Origin of the sequence: Streptomyces sp. DG1A-41 (genome assembly GCF_037055355.1) — a bacterium.
Lineage (GTDB): Bacteria > Actinomycetota > Actinomycetes > Streptomycetales > Streptomycetaceae > Streptomyces.
The window spans coordinates 5,391,303-5,414,711 of record NZ_CP146350.1 but is presented as its reverse complement, the minus strand read 5'-3'; the positions used below and the strand labels follow the sequence as shown (position 1 = coordinate 5,414,711).

The following is a 23,409-nucleotide window of genomic DNA, read 5'->3' as shown; positions in this document are numbered from 1 at the left end:
GTTGACGGTGCGGGAGTTACGCATGGGGCGGGAGTGTAGTTTCTGAGTGCTGGCTGTATGGGGGGAACGGCGACTCTCAAAGGTTGACGCCGAGGCACCGTGACCGAGGACCGCGGCAGGACGGAGATCGTGGCCGGCGGACCGGCCGAGCCCGTGATCGGCGCACCCACCCTGCGCGTGCCCGAGGTGCAGCGCGGTGCGATAGCGAAACGGAACCAGGGGTAGCGACAGCCTCGGGGGCGGCAGGCCTGGCTCCGGGGCTGTCGTCCCTGGACCGCGATCGGGACACAAAACAGGCACCGGTAAACCCCATAAGCCCGAATTGCTCCCGGTCCCCGGGTAGTTCGCTCTGGCGAAACCGAGAACCTCACCGATAGCGTCAGTGCTCTTGACTTGATTCCTGTCTCACGGGGAGAGCCACTGTGAAGCGCCGCCCTTCGCCCGTCGCTGCCGCGCTGGCTGCGACAGCAGCACTGCTCTTGACAGCCTGCGGCAGCGGGGACGACAGCTCTAAGAGCAACGACAAGATTGCCGGGGCCGATACGGGCGACACGGCGACCTCGGCTTCACCGAGCACTGGTGCCTCTGGTCCAGCCGACAGGCCCAAGATCACGTTCCCCAAGGGCGTGGAGAACAAGTTCGAGAACTGGAGGACGGGTGATCCGACCGAGGATACGGTGCTCTCCGACGTGGCCCAGACGGTGAGCGCAGTGGATGACGCAATCCTGCGGGGCGACACGAACTCGGCGACGCTCGCGTACTACCGCCAGGGCAAAGCACTCGTGAGCGCCCAGAAGTGGGTCAAGGCCTGGCTTGACGAGGACCTCACGTGGACGGGCGTTACGCGCTACTTCGACCCGAACGTCAAGGTCGCCGACAGTGACACGGCCGCGGTCGTCTACTGCGCTGATGAGAGCAAGGCTTACAACAAGGACCGCAAGACCGAAAAAGTGGACAAGTCCCCTCCTGATGAGAGTCCGTACGTTACGTACAGCACGCAGCTCAAGAAGAACAGCAAGGGGGTCTGGCAGACCACGGAGGTGCTGTCAAAGAGAGGGGACAAGACGTGCACGTCCTGAGCCGTGGCATAACCGCAGCAAGTGCTTTCGCCGTTGCTTTCGGGATGATCGCCGGCACCGCACAGGCAAAGGGCCCTGGCGCGTCCGAGGCCGAGGTCGATACCAGCGGCAATAGGTCCGGGAGCGACCTCGTCTCCGTGATCAGATACACAAGCACCACCACGGGTGGCAGCGGCAAAGGAAACGTCACTCTTGTGAGCAACTGGACCCCACCCGCGTGCTGGTACGAACCGCGCTCCGCGGACGAATTCTCGAAGTACGTCGAGAACATGTATGACGAGACGGTCAACACTCCGGGCCAGCACAGCTATGCCAAGGCCGCCGTCGGTGAGTTCCGCAATGAGTACAAGGATGGAGAGTACAAGAACTACAACCTCGACAAGAAGGACGAGGGCAACTGGTGGGTCGCCGTCCGCGACGAAGACCGCTGGACGGAGCCCGAGGCCCAGCTCTGCGACAAGCAGCCCTTCTGGGTGGAGAACGGTGCCGCCCCACCGGTCGAGAACGCGGTCAGCCCGCGCGTCCTCGCCGAACTTGCCTACAACCGCATACAGTTGCCGACCACCGAAGTGACTCTCGCCCCCGAGGCGACCACCAAGGTCAACCTCGCCACCTGGGCCTGGCTGGACAAGGCCAGGTTCAAGGAGGTCTCCGTCACTGCCGCGCTCATCGTGGGCGGCCTCAACATCCAGGCCACCACCACCGCCAGGCCGGTCTCCCTCAAACTAGAGCCCGGTACACCCGATGCCGAGACCTATCCAGTCTCCGGTGAGTGCACGATTAACGACGACGGCTCGATCGGCGAGCCGTACGCCAAGGGCAAGGCCAACCAGACCCCGCCGTGCGGCCTCAAGTACCTCCGCTCTTCCGGCGACGGCACCTTCAAGCTCCAGGCCACGGTTACCTGGGAAATCGACTGGACAGGCACCGGCGGCGCGGGCGGCGACCTGCCCGACGGGACCTTCGGCAATGACCAGGACGTGACCGTCCAAGAAATCCAAGCCGTCAACCGCTGATACCTAGCACTGTCGCTGCTGAGCTCTCATGCCCATCAGCATGAGAGCAATCAAACTCAACACTTCGTAAAGCGTATGGATACAGGGTTGAACACCGATGAGCCCTCGTCAAGGACTCAGAAAGAAAAGCATGCTCTACACCGAGAAGATGCCCAAGACTTGGTCCGTGCTATGCATCGCCGCCTACCTGGCCGGCATTGGATACATGGGCATCGACACAATTCCCGACGATATCGGGCTCTGGCTCGGTCTGTGCGCGCTGTTCCTTCTGGTGTTGTTGCCCTGCCTGGCAGTTCCGATCTCTAAGTTCATTTACCACCGAATCCAGATCGACGCGCAAAAACTGCGCGTCGGCCGCGAGCACATCCCTCTCGCAGGCCTCGACCCCGCCTCCATCGAGGCAGCCGCCCTCGATGTGCACACAGCTGCGCAGCGGCACGCCAGGTCGCTGGCCACGATCAACGCGCCTCTTCCTGGGCCTCGTTCCACCGACCAGGGCGGCACTCCCCGCCTCGTAGGCGGTGGTTGGGGTGTCCCCATGGGTATGAGTACGGTCGTGATCCGCACCCGGCAAGGCGGGCAACTCTCCATCGCGACCCGCGACCGAGCCGCCTTCCTCGCCGCACTGCGGCAGGCTACAAGCACCAAAGCTAGTAACAGCGCCAACAAATTGGGCCGAAACGGTTGAGCTGCCTGCTCGCTGGCCGGGTGCGACCCAGGTTGATGGTGCGCGTCGGCCTGCGCCTGCCGCGCGGGAGTGATCCGGCTACGGGTGGTGGTCGCGCTGAAATCGGGCAAGGCACGTGCGTACCGGCAGGCGACCGAGGTGTCCGGGATCAGCGAAAGTTCGGTGGACAGCTGGCGGCAGGCCCACCGCTACGGCGTCCGTGTCGATTTTGGGGGTGCTGCGCACTCTGCGCCCTGGACCGCATAGCTGATCAGCGAGCCGCAGTGGTTGCGCCGGCACCGCTCCACTAAGAAGCTGGATTCGAGAACGGTTCCCTGCCGGGCCTGAGTACACAAGGAGTTCTCCGAGAACTAGCCAGCCGAGGAGCTGACGCCCACAAGGCCGTCGACCGTGCCGCTGCGGCGGCGCGGTCAGCCAAGCTCGGCTAGCCCAAACCGGAGGTTTATAGCCATGAAAAGTGCACCACGATGCTCCAAGCGCGAGCGAGAAACCGCCCGTCACTGTACCTCGGCTTCAGCATCGCAATGGGTCAGTCGAAGGGGTTGAGGGCACTGCCCAACGTCTTCGCCCCGTCGACGAGCTTCCCCGCCCCCTCGCCGACCTTTTTACCAGCCCAGTGTCCGGCGTCAGCCACCTTACCGGGGAACGTTTTGACGGTTTCCCAGTTGTCGACGATGGTCGCAACGCCGTAGACCGCGCCTGTGACAACGGCCGCCCCAATTGTCACCGGATTGGGCGCAACCATGGCGGCAGTGAGCGAGGCGTTGAAGGCCACACCCGACACCTTCGAAACGTATCCCGCCTTGTCCCGCTTGAAGGCCTCGACGGGGTTCCCTTCCTGAATGACGTCGACGGCACCAACGACCGTGGCCACGGCGCTACCACCGACGCCAGCCGCCCGCCACCAGCCAGCAGTGCGCAGAGCCGTCCCCGCCCCAGAGGCGAAGGCACCTAGACGGCTCGCCCCAGCCACCCGTGCGGCTGTGCCAGCGCTCTTGCCAGCTTTGAGGAGATTAGTCTCCCAGGCCCACAGCCTTCCACCGTGAATCTGGGCGAGCCTGTCGGATCCAGTGAGGACGTCCAGGACAACGGTGGGCGTGGTCCTACCGATCTGCGCGCCTAGCTGAGCGATCCGGGCCGGAATGTAGGAAGGGGCCCGACCTTTGAGGATCTGAGCGAGTGTCGTGCCCGGTGCTTTCAGGAATGTGCCGTTCTTGAAGTACTTGATCAGATGCAGCGTTCCCACGGCCGCCATCTTGAAGGCGCCCGGGACGGTCGAGGCCATTGCGGTGAGCTGGATGTAATCGCCGACTACCTCACCGAGGTTCTCATTGCCACTGACCTTGGAAACGGCGTCCCCGGGAATGCGCTGCAGCCAGTCCTGGTACGTCTCGCCCGGCTTGCGCTTCAGCCAACTGGGGTCGAACTTACCACTGTTCGCAACGGCCGCGTTAGCGATTAGCATGGCGTCCGGAGACAGGTTCCCACCCTTCAGTTCCTCCGGCTTGAAACCTGCATAGAGCGCCGCAGCCTTGGGATCCCCGTTCTCGGCCCGCAGAATGGCCGCACGCCGCCGCAAGTCGACCGCCGTGTCATCGGCCCAATTCTGCAAGGGCCTCAGAGAGCTCAGCTTATCCGTCACACCGAGGCGAGAGGCTCGGGTGAATGCCTCATCCAGCCGGTCGCGTAGATTCCCTCTGCCGTCGAATAGCTTGGCCAGGTGTTCGAGGCCGTCCGGGTTGGCCATGCGCTTGGAACTGTCGCTCATTATTCCCCGTAATGAAGTACTGCGCTGCGTGCAAAAATACATACCGGAAGACGGATAGCGCCGGGAGGAAAGGGGAGCGAGCCCCAGGCCCCGGGCGGAAGCCGTCCTCAGACGGACTGCGGCTGGGCGGCGATCTGCGAGCCGTCCGGGAGTAGATCAGCGATCAGCTGCCAGAGTTCCTTGGCCGAGGTGCGTCGGACTCGCAGCTCACTATCGCTGTCCACCTGACCGTCGAGGATCGGCTCGGCGGGCATCTCACGCAACCAGTAACCTTCCAGGCCGCAGTCCCAAACCGCCAAAGCGGAGACGGCAAGCCCGCCTTCGCCGCGTTTCTCCTCTGCACCCTTCCACACGACGGTCATCCGCCACATGCAATTCAGCTGGGCCAGCACCTCGGCCAGCCGTGACGGGCAACCGGTCGCCTCCGCCACGGCCATAAACTCTTCGAACTCGCTGTTCTCCATGCGCTCAAGCACCTGGTCGAGCATGCCCATCGTCGAGACGATCAACTCGCCGGAGTCGACCTCGGCCATGAAGTCCCGGTGCAGGTCCACCATCCTGCTCATGGCCCAGACGAGCGTCTCGGGCTCGGCGGGTACATACTCGGACTCGGCCTCCCCAGGCCAGCTCTCGTGCGTGAAGATGAAGTCGTCGCCGACGACGGCCCCGCTTCGCGTGACGCCCTGAGGACCGGTGGTCTCGACCCGGACAATGACGCGCGGCTCCATGAGCGTTGAAACGAGCGGGTAGAGGTCGGCCGAAATCTTGCCGTCAGCCTCGACGATGCCCGCCTCCCGGAGTTCGTCATGCGCCCGCGTCAATTCATCTGGAACCTGGCCTTCCTCCACAAGTAGTCCGAGCACACTTACATGAGCATCAGACAGCCGCAGCCGACGCCGGGCCGCATCCACGGAAGGCATTCTTCTTGTCCCCCTGAGAAGTTGAAGATCACTGAATGAAATTCTATGATAGAACGAGAGTAATTGGGTCAATTAGAGATCATTAAACCTATTCAGGAAGCGCCCCGGCAGCGAGATCATTGCACCCGACAGTGACAAGTTTCGCGTGTAGACGCCCTCGAGGACGAGCGCGACACCAATATCGAGGGCATCCACCTCGCCGCTCCAACTACCCAAAATGGTGCCGGGGTTCCTCCAGCTGGAACGCGTCATGTAGACACTGACGCCTGGGCGGCTCAGCGCATGACTCCGCTTGCCATGCCGCTCGGCATAGGTGTACGTCCGCCCCTTGACTCCAATCCGGAGGGCACGCCCGTTCTTCCCTGGCCACCACACGTTCCGGGAGAGATCCGCAGGATCCCAGTCCACGCGCAATTCACCCCTGGCCAAGAGCGGCCGGCGGAGGTACCGGAGTCCGAGGTAAGTAACGAGCGGCAAGTTCTCGCCGCTCACCGCCACCTCGCAGTACTCCGACGGGTAGTCACTGTGTTCTGTCGGAAAGGCGAGCTCGATTCGACCGAGGCCTTCCACGTGGCCTACCCAGAGGTACACGTCACCACGGGGTCCTCGCGTGGACGTCGCCCGCTGCAGCTCGAACGTGACTCCACCCATAGGGCCTTCCCTTTCCCTCTTCACCTGAGCCCTGGCCGACCGCAGCGGCTCACGCAAAGCCACTGTAAAGCAAGGACAATCGAGGCGTCTTGGCGGCGCCACCTCGGAGCGCGCCCGATTCACCCCAACATGGAGTCAACCTGACTCGTATGGCCACAGACGCGCCAAAACCAGGGCCTTATGGTGACTAGCGGGTGATAACGGATGTACCTGCGCACAGTATCTCGACTGCCAGCCGGTCGGCATCACAGAAAAATCCCTGATTGTTCCCCCTGTGCACAGGTTCATCGTCACGGGACTGCAACAGGGCATAATCGTCTTACGTAAGGGCAGTCTGAGCGATCAAGAGGCGCGCGGATCATGGCGGCCATGTGATGGTTGAGGAGATTCCCTACGTCTACGGAAGGACCCAACACCACACTCGCATCTTTTCTCAGCAGCGCTGGGGATCAGTCAGGATAAACGGCAGGCACCACCCGTCAACGTGCACGTCATGGCGGCCGGCTACCCGCCAGGGAGGATCTGGGCGCCGACCACGATCTCACCGGCTGCAATTATGGTCAGAACCCATTCCCATGACCCGGAGAGGCACCGTGTTCGGCAAGAACAGGCACGCAGACGAACCTCCCATCCACGTCGTCCCCTGGACGGACGTCTGGGAATTCGCCATCACCGACGAGGAACGGCCTGCCGCAGGGCAGCGCAAGCGGGCCGCACTCGGTCTCCGTGCCTTCAGGGTCCCGCAGGGCTCAGGTGTCCAACGCGTCAACGCACCCTGTGCCTTCTTTCCGCCGCAGTCGTCGGCTGCGGACGATCGGCGCTTGTTCGAGGACGCGGAAGGCAGCAGGCTGCTCTGCTCCATCGACGAGCCGCAGGACGTCGAGGGCCGACGTCACTACGCGGTGCGTGACGTGCAGGGGCAGGTCATCGGGACGATTCAGCGCATCGCTCCGCTGAAGCACGCCTTGAAGCCGACCTGGCGCATCGTCCAGCCAGGGCACCCCGAGATCGTGACCAGCGCGGAGTGGGCGAAGGGCGGTCCCAAGGAGATGGTCCAGCGCGGCGCGGGCAAGATGCTGCTGGGCGTCGTCCAAGCCGTCGCCGACATGGGGGCGGAGGGCGGTGACCAGCCGGCCAAGTCGCGAGTCCTCGAGTGGAAAGCCGGTGACGAACTCGTCCTGACCTCCGAGGGTGACCGCAGGTTCCTGGTCCGGGCCGCGTGGCTGGACCGGCGCCTCGTCTTCGCATATGCGCTCCTGCGTACCGGTTGAGCAGAGCCGCAGAGCGTGCCCAGTCAGGGCGGAAGCTTCCCTTAAGAATGCGTTTGCATACGGTAAACAGATGGTGATCCAACGATCTCACGGGAAGCCTCGTCCATATCCTGGAGCAGCGACTTCACAGCCGTGACTGGCTGGTTCCGGACACACGCTCAGGGGATATGAAACGTGGGCATGAGGACGGTCAATCCGGACGACCTGGACCAGCTCGCGAAGCTGCTCGACGGGCGCGGCGGGGTCCAGGACGGACTGGATGAGGCATTCACCAGAGCCTCCAGGCTGGGCGTCACGAGCAAGTTGACCTCACTCAAGCCTCTGCGCGGCTGGGCCAAGGACACGGCACCGGATTTGCGCAAGCGGGCCGTCTTCGCCCGGTTGGAGAGCGGTGACCCCCAAGCCGGACTCATGTGGGCCGGGTTCAGCCCCAAGGAGATCGAAAAGTACAAGAGCGAGGGTCTCGGCCCCGACGCTCTCCTCCTGGCCAACTCCGTCGCGGCCAGCGACGATCCGAACGCCTACAAGTTCAAGCGACAGCCCGACGAGTCGCTGGCGGACTGGATTCAGCGGCTGGAGGCTCACGCCATAGCCCAGATACCCGGGCTCCAGCCGCACGAAGCGACGATCGCCTCCGTGATCGGCCTGTACGGCGACTGGGGCTCCGTCACCGCCGCCACGGCCGTCGTCACCCTCCAGGGCACGTCACTGACCAAGGTGCTGCTGGGTAACTCGCTGAAGACGGGCGCCCTTCGGGCCTGGAAGACACGGCTCGGCGTGGTCCTGCGCGGCTCCGAGAGCGGACTCATACGGTCTGCGGGCAATGGCCTGATCAAGTGGACTCCGAAGCTGCGTTCACTGAGCGCGCCGGGCAGTTGGCTGCCCGGTCAACTCGGCTCGCTCTTCGGTCGGAGCACCACCTATCAGAGCCTCTCCCGCATCCCCCTCACCAGCGGCATTCGCGGAGACCTGATCGGCCAGGGCTACAACTGGGTGCGTGCCACGCCCTTGATGAACACCCTTCGCGCCAACGGCGTCATCGACTTTTTGGTCGGGTCCGACCAGGCGGCCAAGTTGTACGGCGGTTTCACGCACTCCGGCCAGGCTGTCGTCCGCGCGGGCAACGCGAACCTGATCAAGGTGTTCACCAAGGCCGCGAACAGCCAGCGGTTCGCCAACTCCGTGGCGGAGGCCACGAATGCCGCACGAGGCGCAGGGGCCCTGCGCACCGGCCTCGGCGCCGCTGCCAAGACCGCCGGGTTCCTGCGCGGCGCCGGCATCGTAGGCGGTGTCCTGTCGACCGGCTTCAGTGCCGCCAACGTCATTTCGCAGGGCAACCCCGTCGACGCATTCAAGAAGAAGGGCGCCGCCTACGTCGCCGATGTCGCCGAGGTCGGCTTCAACGCCTCCCTCACGGCGGCCATGGTCGCCCCCAACCCGGTCACCATCGGCCTCGCGGTGGGGACGGGCCTCATCTACGGCGGCGCGAAGGTCGTCCAGCACTGGGACGACATCAAGAAGGGCGCCGGCAAGGCGGTCGGCTGGGTCGGTGACAAGGCAAAAAACCTGGGGAAGAGCATCGCCAAGTCCAAGACGAATCCGATGAACTGGTTCTGACTTCCCGCTCAGGGGCTGAGGGCTAAGCCCGCGGCCTTCGCCGTCGAAGCCGCCCGTACAATACAGAACCTTCGGTCACGGTGAGCAGCCCTGCGGACGTCCAGACCAGGTATGGCGCAACGCCGTTGACACTACTGCTCAAACGCGGCTTCAGCCAACCCTCTGGATCGAGCACCAAAGTGACGCTCTGCCCCTCCCTGAGGTCGTCGTCACAGCCGTCGGGGTCGTCCACCTCATGGGCGTCGGGCTTCGCGGTATCGGTTGTTACGACGGTGCACGCCCGGCCGTCTCCGTGCTTCTTCCAGTACGTGCTGACGTCGCCAACCACCGCGCCGTGCCGCACGCCACGCTGGTTGATGACGTAGTCGCCCATGGCCGGCCCCACAAAGAGCATGAAGGCAAATCCGAAGACTGCCACGCACGCACCCGGTCCGGCACCACACATGATCCAGGCAACGACCAGCGAGAGCACGGCCAGGAACGCGCCCGCCAACATCAGTGGGCCCTGGTGCTGAGCCAGCCACCCGCACCCGGTCAGCGCCAGGGGCAGAAGGACGAGGACCCCCAGCGTGCCGGGCCCCCGCCGCAGTGGCTGCCGGCTCGCTCGCGGATTTACCTCGGTCACGTCTGAAACTCCGGTCTCACTCGCCCGCGATCAATAGTTCTTCCTTGTCCGGCAACAGATCCGTCAGTTTTTCCCAAACCTCAGCGGAGTCGGACTGCACCAGAACGAGCGCACTGTCCGGGCCGACCTGGCCCGGCATGATGGGTTCTTCGGGCTGCTCGCGGGTCCAGTAGCCGAGGGGGCCGCAGTCCCAGACGGCCAGGGCGCGGACCATGGTGGAGCGTTGGCCCTCGTGTTCGCCGTCCCAGGCGGTGGTGATGCGCCAGGTGGCGTTCAGGGAGACGACCAGGTCCAGGAACTGGCCCAGAACCGGGTTTGTGAGCTTGGTGTCCGCCTCAATGAGTGCCTTGCGGACGAGGTCGCGGGTCGTGTCGTCGTCGGCGCCAGGCTCTTCCAGAGCGACGAACGCAGCGTCCAGAGCGCCCATGGTCGTCTCGACTCGCACCTTGGGAGCGCCTTCCACCGGCTTTTCCCCGCGGTGTAGGTTGACCTTGCGGGCCAGTTCCCACACGAGGGTGTTCGGCTCGATGGAGACGTACTCGGACTCCTCCTCGCCCGGCCAGCCGTCGTGTGAGATCACTGCCTCCTGGCCCACGACCACACCGTGGTTGACCACGCCGTGCTCGCCCGTGATCTCCACCTGGATCATGACCATCGGGTCGGCCAGGGCGCCCAGCGGCTCGCGTAGAACCGGAGCCAGTTCTCCCTCTTCGCCGACCAGGCCGATGCGCTGGAGCTCGACCAGCGACTCCCACAGTTCCTCAGGCGGCGTCTCACCGTCCAGAAGGTGTGCGAACACAGCGATGTGGCGGTCGGCCAGCCGGAAACGGGCCCGGGAGCTGTCGTACGAGGGCACTGGTACAGGTTCCTCTCGCCGTAGCGGGGAGCGCCCGCTACTTCTTCTCGTCTTTCAGGTCCTTGGCGTCCTGCGTGCACTTGTGCGCTTCGTCGCGCAGCGCCTTGGCGACCGTGCTGCACGTCGTCTGCCAGCTCTTGAGCCGCCCGCGCACGTCGTCCGCGTTGGGGCCCGACCAGGTCTTCATCCCGGTGGTGCTGTGCTTCCTGGCGGCATCGACAAGTGAATCGATGTGGTCGGCCAGCGACCTCAGCTGGCTGGCCCGCTGGTTAAGTTCCTGTATGTCAGGATTTGCCATAGCAGCCTCCCCCGCTGTCCCAGGCTCTCCAGCATACTGACGCTCCGTGTAGACGTTGATCGAGCTCCTGACCCAGGTGAACACCACTTGTTCACACGAAACTCTGATCTCCGAAGGCGCTGGACTGCAACTACGGCTGGTGCGGTAGCGTCCCTTGCTGCGAACGGATAGTCCGTTTACCTACGTGACACGGGGAGGATCGCCATGGATCGCGGTGCAGATCTCACTCAGCTTCGGGAGCTGTCCAAGCTTTTCGGCAAGAAGGCCACCGACCTCCAGGGCCTCATCAAGGCTCTGGAGACGGCCACCAGCCAGAGCTCGGGTTACTGGAAGGGCCCCAAGGCCGACCGGTTCCGGAACGACTGGCACGACGTGAAGCCGACGTTCGACAAGTGGGTCGACACGCTGAACGAGGCCAGCAAGTCGGCCAACACCAGCGCCGACAACATCGAGCGTGCCACCTGAGCCGACGCGGCCGCGCGGATGCCACAGCCTGCCGGGGCATTCCTTCGAGGTCATTTGGACCTCGTACGGGGTGCCCCCGGCGGCTTTTTCAGCAGGACTCAAAGAGGGCTCCGGCGGGCAACCATTGCCTATCAACGGCGGCCCTCCACGGAATCCCTGGGCGTGGGGCCCAAGCCCCCCATGGTTCAGATGCGCGAGCCGGTGTGGACCGTAAAGCAGGCGCACGAAGAGGGCGAGAAGCTCGCCAATGAGGCTGACAGACTCGCGGACATGGGACCTGACGGGGCAGGCCCCGCGTTCCACCGCATCGCCGAAGAACTGGCCAAACGCAGCAGGGATCCGGACTACACCTCAGCCTTCTACGCCGGCATGGATCCTGATCTCGTCAAGAACCTTGCCATGGCAATCGCGGTGGCCAACGCGCCGACGGCGATGCGGGGCTCCCTCTCATTGAGCGGGAGCCTTTGCGCGTTTTACGAGTTCATCACGGCCTGAACCGGCACGAACGCCCCGCCAGCCACGAACAACCCACTGCCCGCTGCCCCGCCCCCACTGTTCGCAGGCAGCCGGATGCCGAACAGCTCGCCGTCCGACGTGCTTTGCGGCGTCAGCAGCATGCCGTTGCGGGACTTGCGGGCCTCGACTGCGAAGCCCCGGTACTGGCTGGACAGTGAGTCCGTCGTGCCGGCGGCGAGCAGGCCCACGCCGCCATCTGCTCCCTTACGGATGACGCCTTCCAGGGGTTCGTCCAGGGGCGCGTCGTAGAGAAGTTCCGCGTCGTCGACCACGACGACGTACGGCCGTCCGTCGAGCTGTTCCTGAATCTCCTCCAAGTCGTCCCCTGAGCTCTCCGCGTTGAGCATGCCGAGGACCCCGTCTCGGCCCTCGAGCTCCCGCAACGGGGACCGGCGAGGTGTCACGATCACCAGGGGGGTGCCTGCTCGCAGAAGGGACTCGGCCGCGCACAGCAGGGCAGTCGAACGACCGGACTTCGGCGGGCCCGCAATGACGAACCCGGGCCCGTTTTCCTCCAAGTCGATGCCGATAGGGTGGAGTTCGTCCCCTCCCACAGCGACCAGCGCCCACAGCGGCGACGGCGGCACGAAGTCCGGGTCCAGGGCCATCGCCTCCGACGCTGTGATGCGCGTCGGCAGAGCGTCGACGCGCAGGGGGCGGCGGCCCGCCGGCATGCGGCCGTAGCGCGTTCGCGCCTCCTCCGCGATCTCGCGGAGCGCGCGGACCTGTGCCTGGCCGGCCGGGTCCTGCGCCAGCAGACCGATCTGCGTCTCGTCCACGCCCGTGTCCGTGATACGCAGGGCGCGCCCGGGCGGCATGTTCTTCGGAACCTCGCGGGCCTGGAGACCGGCCGTTGAATAGTCGTTCGGGTCGGCGAAGCGCATGACGAGTCGGTCGGCGAAGGACGAGGAGACGTGACCGCTCAGACCACTTCGGTCGGCCGTCATGACGACCTTCAGTCCCGCTGCGGAGCCCTCACGGAAGAGTCTCTGGGCCGCTTCCAGCAACTGGCCATAGTTGTAGTTCTCGAAGGTCGACGCGAAACCTTCCCAACTGTCCAGGAGCAGAACCATCCAGGGCAGGCGCTCCTCCGGAGAGGCTCCTGCGCGCTGCTCGGCTGCGCTCGAAGCGCCCTCCATCGCCAGCAGTTGTTGACGGCGGGCCACCTCCACCTGGAGGCGCTGGATCAGCCGGCGGACCCGGTCAGGCTCGTCGCGTGTCACGACGGCGCCCACGTGCGGCAGACGCACCAGCGGCAGCAGGGCGTTGGAGCCGCAGTCGATGGCGTAGACGTGCACATCGTGCGGTGAGGTGTTGCGGGCCAGCGAGCCGGCGAGGGTGCGCAGTGCCGTCGAGCGGCCGGAGCGAGCGCCACCGAGCAGCAGGGTGTGCTCGCCGTGCACCAGGTCCAAGGACACCGGCATGCGGGTCTGCTTCGCCGGCAGGTCGACCAGGCCGTACGGGATCGGGGCCACGTCGTCGCCAGGCGCGGTGGCCGGTACGCCGCCGTGCATGGACAGTTCGTCGAGCGTGACGGACTCCGCCAGAGGCGGAAGCCACGGGCTGCGCTGTTCGCCGAAGCCCATCCGCTCCGCACCGTCGCGCACCGCGTCCACGAGGACGGCCAGGTCGGTGACCATCGTGCCGTCGTCCTCGGCCTCTTCCCGCTTGGGCAGCGGGCGGGCGTAGGCGTTCCAGGGCAAGGGGATGAGCGTGGCCTTTGGCCCCGTCTGACCCGTGGCCGGGCGACGGCCACCGATACGGGCCGACTGCACACCGACCAGGGACTGGGCGCCGGAACGGACGTACATACGGCCCGGCGTCGACTTGGAGATCGCGCCCGAGTCCGGTGCGTCGATGACGTCCATCGACTCGGCGGCATCCGTCACTCGTAGGGCGATGCGGAGGTTGGTGTTGGCCCGAATGTCGGCGCTCACCACACCCGCGGGACGCTGCGTTGCGAGAATCAGGTGCACGCCGAGAGAGCGGCCTCGGCGTGCGATGTCGACCAGTCCTGCGATGAAGTCGGGCAATTCCGCTACCAGGGACGCGAATTCGTCGATGACCAGGACCAGCCGGGGCATCGGCTCCAGTTCGGGACGGAGCTTGCGGGTGTCGTTGTAGTCCTCGATGTCCTTGGTGGCGGCGTCGAGGAGGATCCGCTCCCGGCGATGCAGCTCGGCGGCGAGCGAGGCGAGGGCCCGCTCGGTCAAGTGGGCATCGAGGTCGCTGACCATACCGACGGTGTGCGGCAGGCGAGCGCAGTCCATAAAGGCGCTGCCGCCCTTGTAATCGATGAGGACGTAGTTCAGGGCGTCGGGGCGATTCGCCACCGCCAGCGAGGCGATGATCGACTGCAGGAGTTCGGACTTACCGGCACCCGTCGTACCGGCGACCAGGGCGTGCGGCCCGTCGCGGCGGATGTCCAGGACGAATACGCCGTCGGCAGCGACACCGATGGGTGCGGACGTGGTCGAACCACCCGCCTGCCAGTTGCGCTCCACGTCGACGCCCGCCGGGTTGGGCATGTTCAGCAGGTTCAGCAGCCGGGCCGAGGTGGGCAGGGCGGAATCGGCGTCGTCGCGGCTGACGTCGCGGACGGGGGCGAGGGAACGGGCCAGGAGTTCGCACCATTCGTAGGGGACCTGGTCAGCCAGGACGTCGCCGACGGCCTCCAGACCGTAGCCGCGCACCCGGACGTGGTGGGCCGCGTCCGGCGACCACGCCACGACGGCCTTGCACTCCTCGGGAAGCAGCCGCTCGTCCTCGTCGATGCAGAGGGCCAAGATCCCGTACTGCGGGCCCTCGGTCAGGAGTTGCGGGACGCCGGGTACGCGGCGCAACAGCCGTGCCCCGTCGAGTATCAGGAGCACGTTGGCGTCCGGATACAGCTGGCCTGTCATGTTGTGCTGCTCGCGGGCTGCTTTGCGTCGAGCCAGCTCGTGCAAAAGCTCGTTGACTCGGCGGCTGATGCCCTCCGAGTCGAAGCCGACCAGAGCGACGCAGTCCTGCCCCTCGTCGGGGTTGGTGTGGGGCAGCCAGTGTGCCCAGTGCCACTCGGCGCCGGCGGCGGGTGTCGCGGCCAGCGACACCAGTGACAGGTCTCGGGGGCTGTGCAGCACGGCGGCCTGCACGCTCAGCCAGCGCGCGGTGGCGAGGGCGCGGGCTCGGTCCCCCGCGATGCCGACCACGCCGAGCCGGGCAAAGGGCAGGGTAACGGGGACATCCGGAAGGAGCGGGGGTTCCGGGGGCTCCTCGTCGTGCGACGAGGAGCCACGTGCGAAGACGAGTTCCACGTCGGAGGGCAGGGCGCCGAGCCCGATACGCAGTTGCATCGCGTCCGGGTCGGTGAGGCGGCGCTCCCACAGGCGGCGGCGGGGGCCGGTCCCGTAGAGGAGGATCTCGGCCGGGTCGGGGTTGTCCTCGCGCCGGGCCCGCTGTTCTTCCTTGCTGAGCGTGACGAGTTCGGCCTCGTGAGCCGCGAGGTCTTTCTTGTACTGCTTGAGGGACGTCTTGTGCTTCTTCTTGCCCTCGCGGTTCTCACTGATCCACTGGCCCAGCATCATGAGCGGGCTCATCAGGCAGAACAGCAGCATGTAGATCTGCTTGGTGAAGAAGTACATGGCCAGCCCGAACAGCATGGGCATGAACGCCATGATGAACTGGAAACGCGCGCGGTCCCCCTTGGTGGGCGGCACCGGCACGGCCAGTCTCCGCCGAGGCCGCAGCGGCGACAGCCGAGGAGGGCGGTTGTAGGCGAGACCGCCCTCGCTCATCGGAGCCAGGTGCGCGTCCGGCTCGGCCACCTTGTCGAGCACGAGCAGCGAGTCGCCGACCCGTACGACACCGCCGAGCGGCCAAGGAGTCCCGGCCGTCACCGGGTCGTCGTTCAGCCGGATGTCGGCGCCGACCTCCGGCGTGAGCACGACGTTACCCTGGAGATCGACCGTCAGCCGGAGGACGATCGGCGACAGTGAGGCATCCGCCAACGGCAGCGAACACGTGGGTGCCGATCCCGCGGTGGCCGCGCCGACACCCAGCCGGACCACCCGCCCGGAACCGGGACCGCCGGCCACCCGCAACTCGTACTGTCCGACTGGCTCGCCCTTGCGCAGCAGCGGGCCTATCGAGCCGTCGACGGAGACGCGCATGCCGTCCCGCAGGACGCCGGCCGCCGGTGCCGCTGGATCGCACAGCACACCATCGGCCCACAGCGCCGGCGCTCCGGTCACCGCCGTCCCGTAACCGGGCAGCGAAGCCAGTGAGGTGCCGGGCAGCGCCACGACGTTCCCCGTCCCACCGCCATGCGGGGCGACGCTTTGTCCGACGGCCTGCGCCAGCGCCTCCGCGACATCACCTGCCGTGGCGGTGTCGTCGGCTGTGATGACGACGTCCTCCGGCTCACCGCCTTCGCGTACGACCGTGACCAGCATCCGCATGGTGGTCATCCTCCCCGTCGGCCCCTGTGGCCACGTTCGTTGCCTTCAGCTAACGGAGACTATGGCAGTCCCCGGCCCCGCTCCTCAGCGCCCCGGTGTCAGACCGCCGGCATCGCGTATATCTCCGGCCCGTTCGTCACCAACAGCCGGTTTCCGGCGTGGGCCATCTGCCACGGAACGCCGGAGTCCTTGTCGTCGGTCCAGGTCCAGCGCACGTTGCCGTTCTTGGCCGCAAGGGCGATGACGCCCCCCGACAGCGGTCCGGAGGCGCAGTACAGCGTCGTGCCGACCCTCACGAAGGTCTCCGGCCCGCCGCGGTCCTGGTCCTCACACAGCCAGAGCCGCTTGACGCTCTTGACGTCGACGGCCCATACGCCGCGGTCGTAGTCGCTGGCATAGAGCACGCCGTCGATGACGGCGGGGTTGTTGAAGCCGCGGCGCCCCTTGGGTGAAAGCGTCCACCGTGTACGGCCTGTCTCCGCGTCGACCGCCGTGAGCTCCTCGCCGGGAAGGAAGACGAGGCCGTTCGCGACCGTCGGCTGCCAGGCCCAGTCGTCGCCGATCTTCTGGGTCCACAACTGGTCACCGGTCGCGGTGTCGCGCACGGTGAGGTTGTAGTTGGAGTCCGTGTAGACGAGGTACTTGCCGGAGACGGTGCCCTGGACGTCGTAGTCCTTCGTGCCCCAGTCGCGGTGCTGCAGCCACACCTTTCTACCGGTGCTGTGACTGACTGCGGCGACGGCCGTGCGGTACTCGGTGGCACTCGCGGCTCGGGTGTAGTCGGTCACCGTGACGTACACGTTCTTGTCATCGATGGCGATGGTGCCCTCGATGCCGAGTTGCTTGCCGAGGCGGCTGCGCCACACCTCCTCGCCGGTCTTCACATCGCGCGCGACGAGGACTCCCTCGGCGCCGCCATCGGTCAGGAACACCTTGCCGTCACGGAACAGGAGTTGGGAGCCGGGAGCACAGACGTCAGGCTTCGACCAACGGCTCTTCCCGGTCTTCACGTCGTACGCCACCAGGGGATCGCCGCTGACCAGGAGGAGGCCGTCATGGATGAGGAGCGGTACGTCCGTGGTGGTGCTGTCCTCCGCCGCCTGCTCGTGCCACAGCGGCTGGGGAGCGACTCCGGCCGGCGGGGTGGTGAATTTCTCCTCGACGGGCTGCGCGGAACCGTCGACGCCACTCGTGCCGGTCGCCGTGCCGGAGGTGTCACCGTCCTGGCCGATCCACCAAGCGGCGGCCCCACCCGCCACAGCCGCGGCGGCGGCCCCGCCGAGTGCAAGACCGAGGACGCGGCGGCGGGAGGGAGCGGTGGAGGCGGTGGCGAGCGCCGGCGTGGTCGTCCCGTGTCCCGGGGTCTGCGCGTCACCCGGCGGGGTGGCGTAGCCCGGCATCGGGGTGCCGTAGGCAGCCGCAGGGGTGCCGACATGTCCAGAGGCCGGCGGATACCCGTAGCCCGGCGTCGGTGTGCTCGCCGACGCCGCGGTCCCACCCGCCATCGCCGGTGCGGGCCCGAAGGACGCAGCAACCGGAGTCTGAGGCTGCTGCGGTGCCTCCAAGTCCAGTATTCCGGCCGCATGCGTGGCGATCGTCGAGGCTACCGCCGACGGCAGCCAGTCGCTGAGGACACCCCCGACGCCCTGTGGTGCGAGTGCCGTCACGATCTCCGACGGCGCCGGTCGATGCGCCGGGTCCTTCGCGAGACAGGCGCGCACGAGGCCCAGCAGTTGCTGCGGTACGCCCTCCAGATCGGGCTCGCCGTGCACGACCTGATAGAGCAACGAGGCGTGTGAGACGGCTCCGTGACCGAACGTGCCCCTGCCGGTCGCGGCAAACGCGAGCACGGCACCCAGCGAGAAGACATCACCCGCCGCACCGACATCCTTGCCGAGCGCCTGCTCCGGTGACATGTAGCCGGGTGAGCCGACCACGACTCCCGTCTGTGTCATACGGTTTCCGTCCACCGCGCGCGCGATTCCGAAGTCGATGACGCGCGGGCCGTCTGCCGCCAGCAGAACGTTCGACGGCTTCAGGTCCCGGTGGATCAGCCCCGCCGCGTGAACCTCCTGGAGGGCAGCGGCGAGGCCTGCGGCCAGTGCCCGCACGGTCCGCTCCGGCAACGCACCGTGCGCGGCGACCACGTCCGTGAGATCCGGACCGAGCACGTATGACGTCGCCAGCCACGGCAGCGGCGCGTCCGGGTCGGCGTCCACGACAGGGGCGGTGAAGCGGCCGGAGACTGCCTTGGCTATCTCGACCTCGTGCCGGAAGCGGTCACGGAAGTCGCCATCAGCTGCCAGGTCCGAACGTACGACCTTCACGGCGACGGTACGGCCACCGGGCGAACGGGCCAGATAGACGCGGCCCATGCCGCCGGCGCCGAGTCTTCGCAGGAGACGGAAGGAGCCCAACTCCGTTGGATCGTCCGGCTGCAGCGTCTCCACTTGTTGGCCTTCCCCGTGTCACACGTTGTGGTGTGCTGATCGCATCTGATGGTGTTCGCTATCGCAGACACAGTAGTGACCGCTTGAGCAAGGCGAGAGTCAGGGGCCATGAGCGGAAGTTCGGCGAAGCCGAGGCGGAGGAAGGCGGCGGGGGCCGCGCTGCGGTACGAGCACCGGACCGGCCGGCCGAACGCCGATGAGGCGAAGAAGGGGACTGGGGCTGTGCCTGGGGCTGCGTGGTGCCCCCCGGCTTCGTCGTCCTGCTGATGCCGCTGGTCCTCTTCGACATGTACTGGGGCCACGAGCTGTGGAGCGACGTCGCGCCCGCGTGGCCCGGCGGTGCGTACGCCTTCGCCGCCACCGTGGGGGCCCTGGTACCGCTGGTCTTCCTCGCCTGGGTCTGACCTCTGACCTGGATGAACTGGGAAGAGCAAGCCACGTTCGCTGGCCTGGGCTGCCGCCTCGCTGCCCGGGCCGGCCGCGGGGCATCTGGTCGCCGGGGCGATCGGCACGACCGTACGGCCCAAGCGGCGCCGCGACTGGGACTCCGACTGCTACAGCGAGGGCGGGCCCTGCTGGGTGCATGTGCACTACCCGTGGCTGTGGGCCGTCGGCCTGGCCGCCACCCTCGCAGTGATCACGCTCCTCATCGGCCTGTTCGCCCGGCACGTCCGCAGGTCGTCTGCTACCGCACCTTCGACATCCGGGCCTGAGGACGCCCCGACTCCTCGCTCTCCGACCGGTACTGGAGGTCGTCGCCCACCGGCGTGAGGCGTACGGTCGTGGGGGCCGGGTTGCAGCCGCTGTGGTTGGTCTTCGCGCCGACCGACGTCGCGACGAGTTCCTTCTTCGTCACCTGCTTCAGGGTGAGTACGTCGACGCAGACGCCGCCGATCTGGTCAATCTGGCGGAGTCGGCCCAACTCCTGGCCGACGGTGGCCCGTTCGACGGTGATCCGGAACGTGCCGAGGGGCAGCCTGCCGTCGAGGGCGCTGCCCTGGCCCTCCCAGGTGCCGAGGTAGGCGGCGGGCACCGCACCGGAAGGTGCGGAGCTCGCGGTCGCCGCGGGTGGTGGAGAGCCGGGGCCCGCGCCGGAGTCGTTCGTGTCGTCGTGGGGGGCCCGACCCGGCAGCAGATCGAAGACGAACACCGAGCCGATCGTCACGGCAGCCATCGCCCCGGCGACCGCCAGCGCCACGGTGCAGCTCAGCCTCCGCACCCGGCCGCCGTCCTCCGGCGTGGACGTCGCCGCGACGGAGACGGAGACCTTGCCGGGGCGGCGGCCGGCGGGCGGGGTCGGGTCCTGCGGGTCGCCGTCCCGCGGTGCGGGTACGGCGGCGGAGGCGCCTGTGGGCGGGGGCATCAGCGGCGGTGGTCCGAACACGCCGGCGCTCGCGGCCCCGGCTGGGCCCGTAGCCGATGGCTCCACTGCCTGCGCCGGAGCCGATGGCCCCACGGCCTGGGCCCCCTCCGCCCCGGCCGCGGCCACGGACGGGCTGCTGAAACCGACCGGGCCCGACAGCCCCACGCCCTGCGAACCCGCCGCCTCCAGATTCAGCAACCGCACGGCGCTCCGGCTCACCTGCTCCACCAGCGCCCCGGGCAACCACCCGCCCGCCACCAGCCGGGCAGCGCCCTCGGGAGCCAGCCGCCCGGCCACTTCGGCGGGGGCGGGCCTCGCGCCCGGGTCCTTCGTCAGGCAGGCTGCCGTGAGGTCACGCAACTGGCCGTCCAGGCCGCCGAGTTCCGGCTCCTCGTGGACGACCTTGTAGAGCAGGGCCGCTGAGGAGTTGCCGGGGAAGGGCGGTTCGCCGGTCGCCGCGTAGGCCAGGACCGCGCCGAGGGAGAAGACGTCCGCCGCGCCCGTGACGCCCTTGCCGAGGATCTGTTCGGGCGACATGTAGCCGGGCGAGCCGATCGACACGCCGGTGGACGTCAGGGACGCCGTACCGTCCGTGGCCCGGGCGATCCCGAAGTCGATCAGCAGCGGTCCGTCGAGTGTGAGGAGTACGTTCGAGGGCTTCACGTCCCGGTGCACCAGGCCCAGCTCGTGCACCGCCGCCAGCGCCTCGGCCAGCCCGGCCCCCAGCACCCGTACGGTGTGGGGCGGCAGCGCGCCGCCCTCGGCGACCGCGGCCGACAGCGAGGGGCCCGCCGCGTACGCCGTCGCCACCCACGGCACCCGCGCCTCCGGGTCCGCGTCCAGGACGGGTGCCGTCCAGGCGCCGCCGACCCGCCGGGCGGCGTCGACCTCGCGGCGGAAGCGGGCGCGGAACTCCTCGTCCTGCGCGAAGTGCGGGTGGACGATCTTCACCGCGACCGTACGGCCGCCGGCGCTGCGGCCCAGGTAGACCCGGCCCATGCCGCCGGAGCCGGGCCGGCCGAGCAGCCGGTAGGGCCCCACGACGGTGGGTTCGTCGACTTCGAGCGGCCGCATGGCGTCACCCCTCCCCCAAAGGCGCCCGCAGGCCCTTACCGGCCCCCGTACGCGCGCACTCCTCAGCAGAGTAGTGCGGGAGCACCGGCCCGCTCATGGCTGGAGCAGGTCCACCTTCACGTCCGCGGGGAAGCCGGTCGTCGGGCCGACCCGCCGGGCGAACTCGGCGACCGCCTCCAGCTGCGGGCCGCCGAAGCGGAAGTCGAGCGTCGTGAAGTACTGGGCGAGGGTCTCCTCGTCGAAGTCCTCCCAGCGGGCGGCCTGCTCGGCGACCTTGTCGACCTCCTCCAGGGAGAGGTTGCGGGAGGCGAGGAAGGCCTCGTGCACCTTGCGCGTGAGGACCGGCTCACGCTCCAGGTAGTCGCGGCGTGCCGCCCAGACCGCGAAGACGAACGGCAGCCCGGTCCACTCCTTCCACAGCTGGCCCAGGTCGTGCACGTCCAGGCCGAAACGCGGCCCGTCGAGCATGTTCGCGCGCAGTGCCGCGTCGCCGATGAGGACGGCCGCCTCGGCCTCTCGCATCATCAGGCTGAGGTCGGGCGGGCACGTGTAGTAGTCGGGCCGTACGCCGTAGCGCTCGGCGAGGAGCAGCTGGGCGAGGCGGACGGAGGTGCGGGAGGTCGAGCCGAGGGCGACGCGGGCGCCGTCCAGCCGGTCCAGCGGGACCTGCGAGACGATCACGCAGGACATGACCGGGCCGTCGCAGCCGACGGCGATGTCGGGGAAGGCGACCAGTTGGTCGGCGTGCCTGAGGAACTCGACCAGGGTGATCGGGGCGATGTCGAGCTCGCCCTGCACCAGCTTCTCGCTGAGCTTCTCCGGGGTGTCCTTCGTGAGCTCGAAGTCGAGGAGCGTGCCTGTTCTGGCGAGCCCCCAGTACAGGGGCAGGCAGTTCAGGAACTGGATGTGGCCGACGCGCGGCCGGGTGCGAGGATTGTCCACATCGTGAGGCTAGCCCTCATGGCGTACGGGCCCGCGTCCGGCCCTGCAGTGGGCCCGTGACCGGCGGCCGGCGCCTTCACCGCCAGTCGGCGGGTGATGTTCAAACGTTCGGGTGACGTGATCTTGACCCCTATTGCATTCGGGGTCCTGCGTGCTAGGCTCGTCGCAAGTTGCAGTTTGGTTTCCCTTGCAGTACAGAGCCTGCGGAGCATGTGACCGCGGGCTCTCGTCATTCTCAGACGTATGCAGTTGTGCAGAATTCATCTTCACACTTGCTGGTTCTGGAGCAGGGCAACCCTTTTGAGCCCAAGGAGGGCTTATGGCTACCGGAACCGTGAAGTGGTTCAACGCCGAAAAGGGCTTTGGTTTCATCGCCCAGGAGGGCGGCGGCCCCGACGTCTTCGTCCACTACTCCGCGATCAACGCGAGCGGCTTCCGCTCGCTCGAGGAGAACCAGCAGGTGTCTTTCGATGTCACGCAGGGTCCGAAGGGCCCGCAGGCTGAGAACGTCACGCCGGTCTGATCAGTAGTACCCAAGGAGCCCCGCGCCGTCAGGCAGCGGGGCTCCTGCCTTTTCGCCCGTACGCCCCTCCTTGCACCCCGGTGAATTTCCGGCGAATTCTGCCCGTGGGGCAGGGCTGGAGCGCGCGGGCCCTCACAGCGCGGACCGGCGGTGTCGGTGCCCCGCACTAGGGTCGGGCCATGACCGACGCCGACTTCCTGACCGAGACCCGCGCCTTCTACGACACCGTCGCGGAGGACTACGCCGTCCACTTCAGCGACCCGCCCGTGGCCATGCCGTTGGACCTGGGGCTGCTCTACGGTTTCGCGGAGCTCGTGGGTGAGGGAGGCGAGGTCGCCGACCTGGGGTGCGGGCCCGGGCGGGTGACGGCGTACCTGGCGTCACGGGGGCTGTCCGTGTTCGGGCTGGACCTGTCGGAGTCGATGCTCGCGATCGCCCGGCGCGAGCATCCCGGTCTGCGGTTCGAGCGGGGCTCGATGCTGGAGCTGGACCTGCCCGACGGCTCGCTCGACGGTGTCGTGTCCTGGTACTCGACCATCCACACCCCGCTCGACCGGCTGCCGGCCGTCTTCGCCGAGTTCGCCCGCGTCCTGCGGCCCGGAGGGCACCTGCTCCTCGGCTTCCAGGCGGGTGACGAGCCCCGCCGCTACGAGGAGGCCTTCGGGCACCAGGTGGCGCTGACCTTCCGGCGGCGGCAGCCGGAGCGGATCGCCGCCCTGCTGGAAGCGGCCGGTTTCGCCGTGCGCTCCCGGACCGTCCGGGAGCCCGACGAGGCACTCGGGGAGCCGGTCCGCCAGGCGTGTCTGGTGGCCCGCAAGCCGCCGGAGACGACGACCTAGGCGTACCCG

General features: G+C 67.4%; 21 protein-coding genes. 11 read left to right on the top strand and 10 right to left on the bottom strand.

Features of this window, described 5'->3' with window-relative positions; all coding sequences use genetic code 11:
* Positions 1–99 precede the first annotated feature (99 nt).
* The 4 genes from V8690_RS25375 to V8690_RS25360 all read left to right on the top strand — a co-directional run bounded on the left by V8690_RS25375 (position 100) and on the right by V8690_RS25360 (position 2,783).
* A complete protein-coding gene (locus tag V8690_RS25375) occupies positions 100–225 on the top strand; it encodes a hypothetical protein (protein WP_338782363.1) in 126 nt (41 codons plus the stop codon).
* Between the two features lie 197 nt (positions 226–422).
* Positions 423–1,079, top strand: coding sequence for a hypothetical protein (locus V8690_RS25370; protein WP_338782361.1), 657 nt, complete (start codon positions 423–425; stop codon positions 1,077–1,079).
* Positions 1,067–2,095 (top strand): hypothetical protein, encoded by a 1,029-nt coding sequence (locus tag V8690_RS25365; RefSeq protein WP_338782360.1) that lies wholly within the window; start codon positions 1,067–1,069, stop codon positions 2,093–2,095. The genes V8690_RS25370 and V8690_RS25365 overlap by 13 nt, the downstream gene beginning before the upstream one ends.
* 130 nt (positions 2,096–2,225) lie before the next feature.
* On the top strand, positions 2,226–2,783 hold the full coding sequence (locus tag V8690_RS25360) for a DUF3093 family protein (protein WP_338782358.1): 558 nt from the start codon (positions 2,226–2,228) through the stop codon (positions 2,781–2,783).
* A gap of 529 nt (positions 2,784–3,312) precedes the next feature.
* Here the strand turns inward: V8690_RS25360 and V8690_RS25355 are convergent.
* From V8690_RS25355 to V8690_RS25345, 3 genes are all read right to left on the bottom strand, one after another.
* Positions 3,313–4,530: a mucin-2 gene (locus V8690_RS25355; protein WP_338782357.1), complete on the bottom strand. Its 1,218-nt coding sequence runs from the start codon at positions 4,528–4,530 to the stop codon at positions 3,313–3,315.
* A 128-nt stretch (positions 4,531–4,658) separates the two neighbouring features.
* Positions 4,659–5,471: a hypothetical protein gene (locus V8690_RS25350; RefSeq protein WP_338782356.1), complete on the bottom strand. Its 813-nt coding sequence runs from the start codon at positions 5,469–5,471 to the stop codon at positions 4,659–4,661.
* A gap of 72 nt (positions 5,472–5,543) precedes the next feature.
* Positions 5,544–6,062, bottom strand: a complete 519-nt coding sequence (locus tag V8690_RS25345) for a hypothetical protein (protein WP_338782355.1) — start codon at positions 6,060–6,062, stop codon at positions 5,544–5,546.
* An 881-nt stretch (positions 6,063–6,943) separates the two neighbouring features.
* On the opposite strand from V8690_RS25345, the gene V8690_RS25340 reads away from it, so the two are divergent.
* Both V8690_RS25340 and V8690_RS25335 read left to right on the top strand, forming a co-directional pair.
* Positions 6,944–7,393, top strand: coding sequence for a hypothetical protein (locus V8690_RS25340; RefSeq protein WP_338782353.1), 450 nt, complete (start codon positions 6,944–6,946; stop codon positions 7,391–7,393).
* Between the two features lie 180 nt (positions 7,394–7,573).
* Positions 7,574–9,010 carry a PE-PGRS family protein gene (locus V8690_RS25335; RefSeq protein ID WP_338782351.1) on the top strand — a complete coding sequence of 479 codons (1,437 nt, stop codon included), beginning with the start codon at positions 7,574–7,576 and terminating at the stop codon, positions 9,008–9,010.
* 22 nt (positions 9,011–9,032) lie between these two features.
* Here the strand turns inward: V8690_RS25335 and V8690_RS25330 are convergent, their stop codons facing one another.
* Genes V8690_RS25330 through V8690_RS25320 form a run of 3 tightly spaced genes read right to left on the bottom strand, consistent with a single transcriptional unit; the run spans position 9,033 to position 10,789 of the window.
* A complete protein-coding gene (locus V8690_RS25330) occupies positions 9,033–9,635 on the bottom strand; it encodes a hypothetical protein (RefSeq protein WP_338782349.1) in 603 nt (200 codons plus the stop codon).
* 16 nt (positions 9,636–9,651) lie between these two features.
* The gene (locus V8690_RS25325) at positions 9,652–10,491 is read right to left on the bottom strand and encodes a hypothetical protein (protein ID WP_338782348.1); all 840 of its coding nucleotides are present in this window, start codon (positions 10,489–10,491) and stop codon (positions 9,652–9,654) included.
* A 37-nt stretch (positions 10,492–10,528) separates the two neighbouring features.
* Positions 10,529–10,789, bottom strand: coding sequence for a hypothetical protein (locus V8690_RS25320; RefSeq protein WP_338782347.1), 261 nt, complete (start codon positions 10,787–10,789; stop codon positions 10,529–10,531).
* A gap of 204 nt (positions 10,790–10,993) precedes the next feature.
* On the opposite strand from V8690_RS25320, the gene V8690_RS25315 reads away from it, so the two are divergent.
* Positions 10,994–11,254, top strand: coding sequence for a WXG100 family type VII secretion target (locus tag V8690_RS25315; RefSeq protein WP_003992186.1), 261 nt, complete (start codon positions 10,994–10,996; stop codon positions 11,252–11,254).
* A 189-nt stretch (positions 11,255–11,443) separates the two neighbouring features.
* Positions 11,444–11,749: a hypothetical protein gene (locus V8690_RS25310; RefSeq protein ID WP_338782343.1), complete on the top strand. Its 306-nt coding sequence runs from the start codon at positions 11,444–11,446 to the stop codon at positions 11,747–11,749.
* On the opposite strand, the gene V8690_RS25305 is transcribed toward V8690_RS25310, so the two are convergent.
* The gene (locus V8690_RS25305) at positions 11,728–16,209 is read right to left on the bottom strand and encodes an FtsK/SpoIIIE domain-containing protein (protein WP_338782342.1); all 4,482 of its coding nucleotides are present in this window, start codon (positions 16,207–16,209) and stop codon (positions 11,728–11,730) included. The two genes, V8690_RS25310 and V8690_RS25305, sit on opposite strands and share 22 nt — an antisense overlap.
* A 98-nt stretch (positions 16,210–16,307) precedes the next feature.
* The gene (locus V8690_RS25300) at positions 16,308–18,659 is read right to left on the bottom strand and encodes a PQQ-binding-like beta-propeller repeat protein (protein WP_338782340.1); all 2,352 of its coding nucleotides are present in this window, start codon (positions 18,657–18,659) and stop codon (positions 16,308–16,310) included.
* 239 nt (positions 18,660–18,898) lie between these two features.
* Here V8690_RS25300 and V8690_RS25295 point away from each other — a divergent pair, with 239 nt between their 5' ends.
* Positions 18,899–19,063: a hypothetical protein gene (locus V8690_RS25295; protein WP_338782338.1), complete on the top strand. Its 165-nt coding sequence runs from the start codon at positions 18,899–18,901 to the stop codon at positions 19,061–19,063.
* Positions 19,064–19,344: 281 nt separating this feature from the next.
* On the opposite strand, the gene V8690_RS25290 is transcribed toward V8690_RS25295, so the two are convergent.
* Both V8690_RS25290 and V8690_RS25285 read right to left on the bottom strand, forming a co-directional pair.
* Complete coding sequence (locus V8690_RS25290; protein WP_338782335.1) at positions 19,345–21,096, bottom strand: protein kinase; 1,752 nt, start codon at positions 21,094–21,096, stop codon at positions 19,345–19,347.
* A gap of 93 nt (positions 21,097–21,189) precedes the next feature.
* Positions 21,190–22,038, bottom strand: coding sequence for a menaquinone biosynthesis protein (locus V8690_RS25285; protein WP_338782333.1), 849 nt, complete (start codon positions 22,036–22,038; stop codon positions 21,190–21,192).
* A 319-nt stretch (positions 22,039–22,357) separates the two neighbouring features.
* Between V8690_RS25285 and V8690_RS25280 the strand changes: the two genes are divergently transcribed.
* Both V8690_RS25280 and V8690_RS25275 read left to right on the top strand, forming a co-directional pair.
* A complete protein-coding gene (locus tag V8690_RS25280) occupies positions 22,358–22,561 on the top strand; it encodes a cold-shock protein (protein WP_003992177.1) in 204 nt (67 codons plus the stop codon).
* A 179-nt stretch (positions 22,562–22,740) separates the two neighbouring features.
* A complete protein-coding gene (locus V8690_RS25275; protein ID WP_338782331.1) occupies positions 22,741–23,400 on the top strand; it encodes a methyltransferase domain-containing protein in 660 nt (219 codons plus the stop codon).
* The last annotated feature ends 9 nt before the right edge of the window (positions 23,401–23,409 follow it).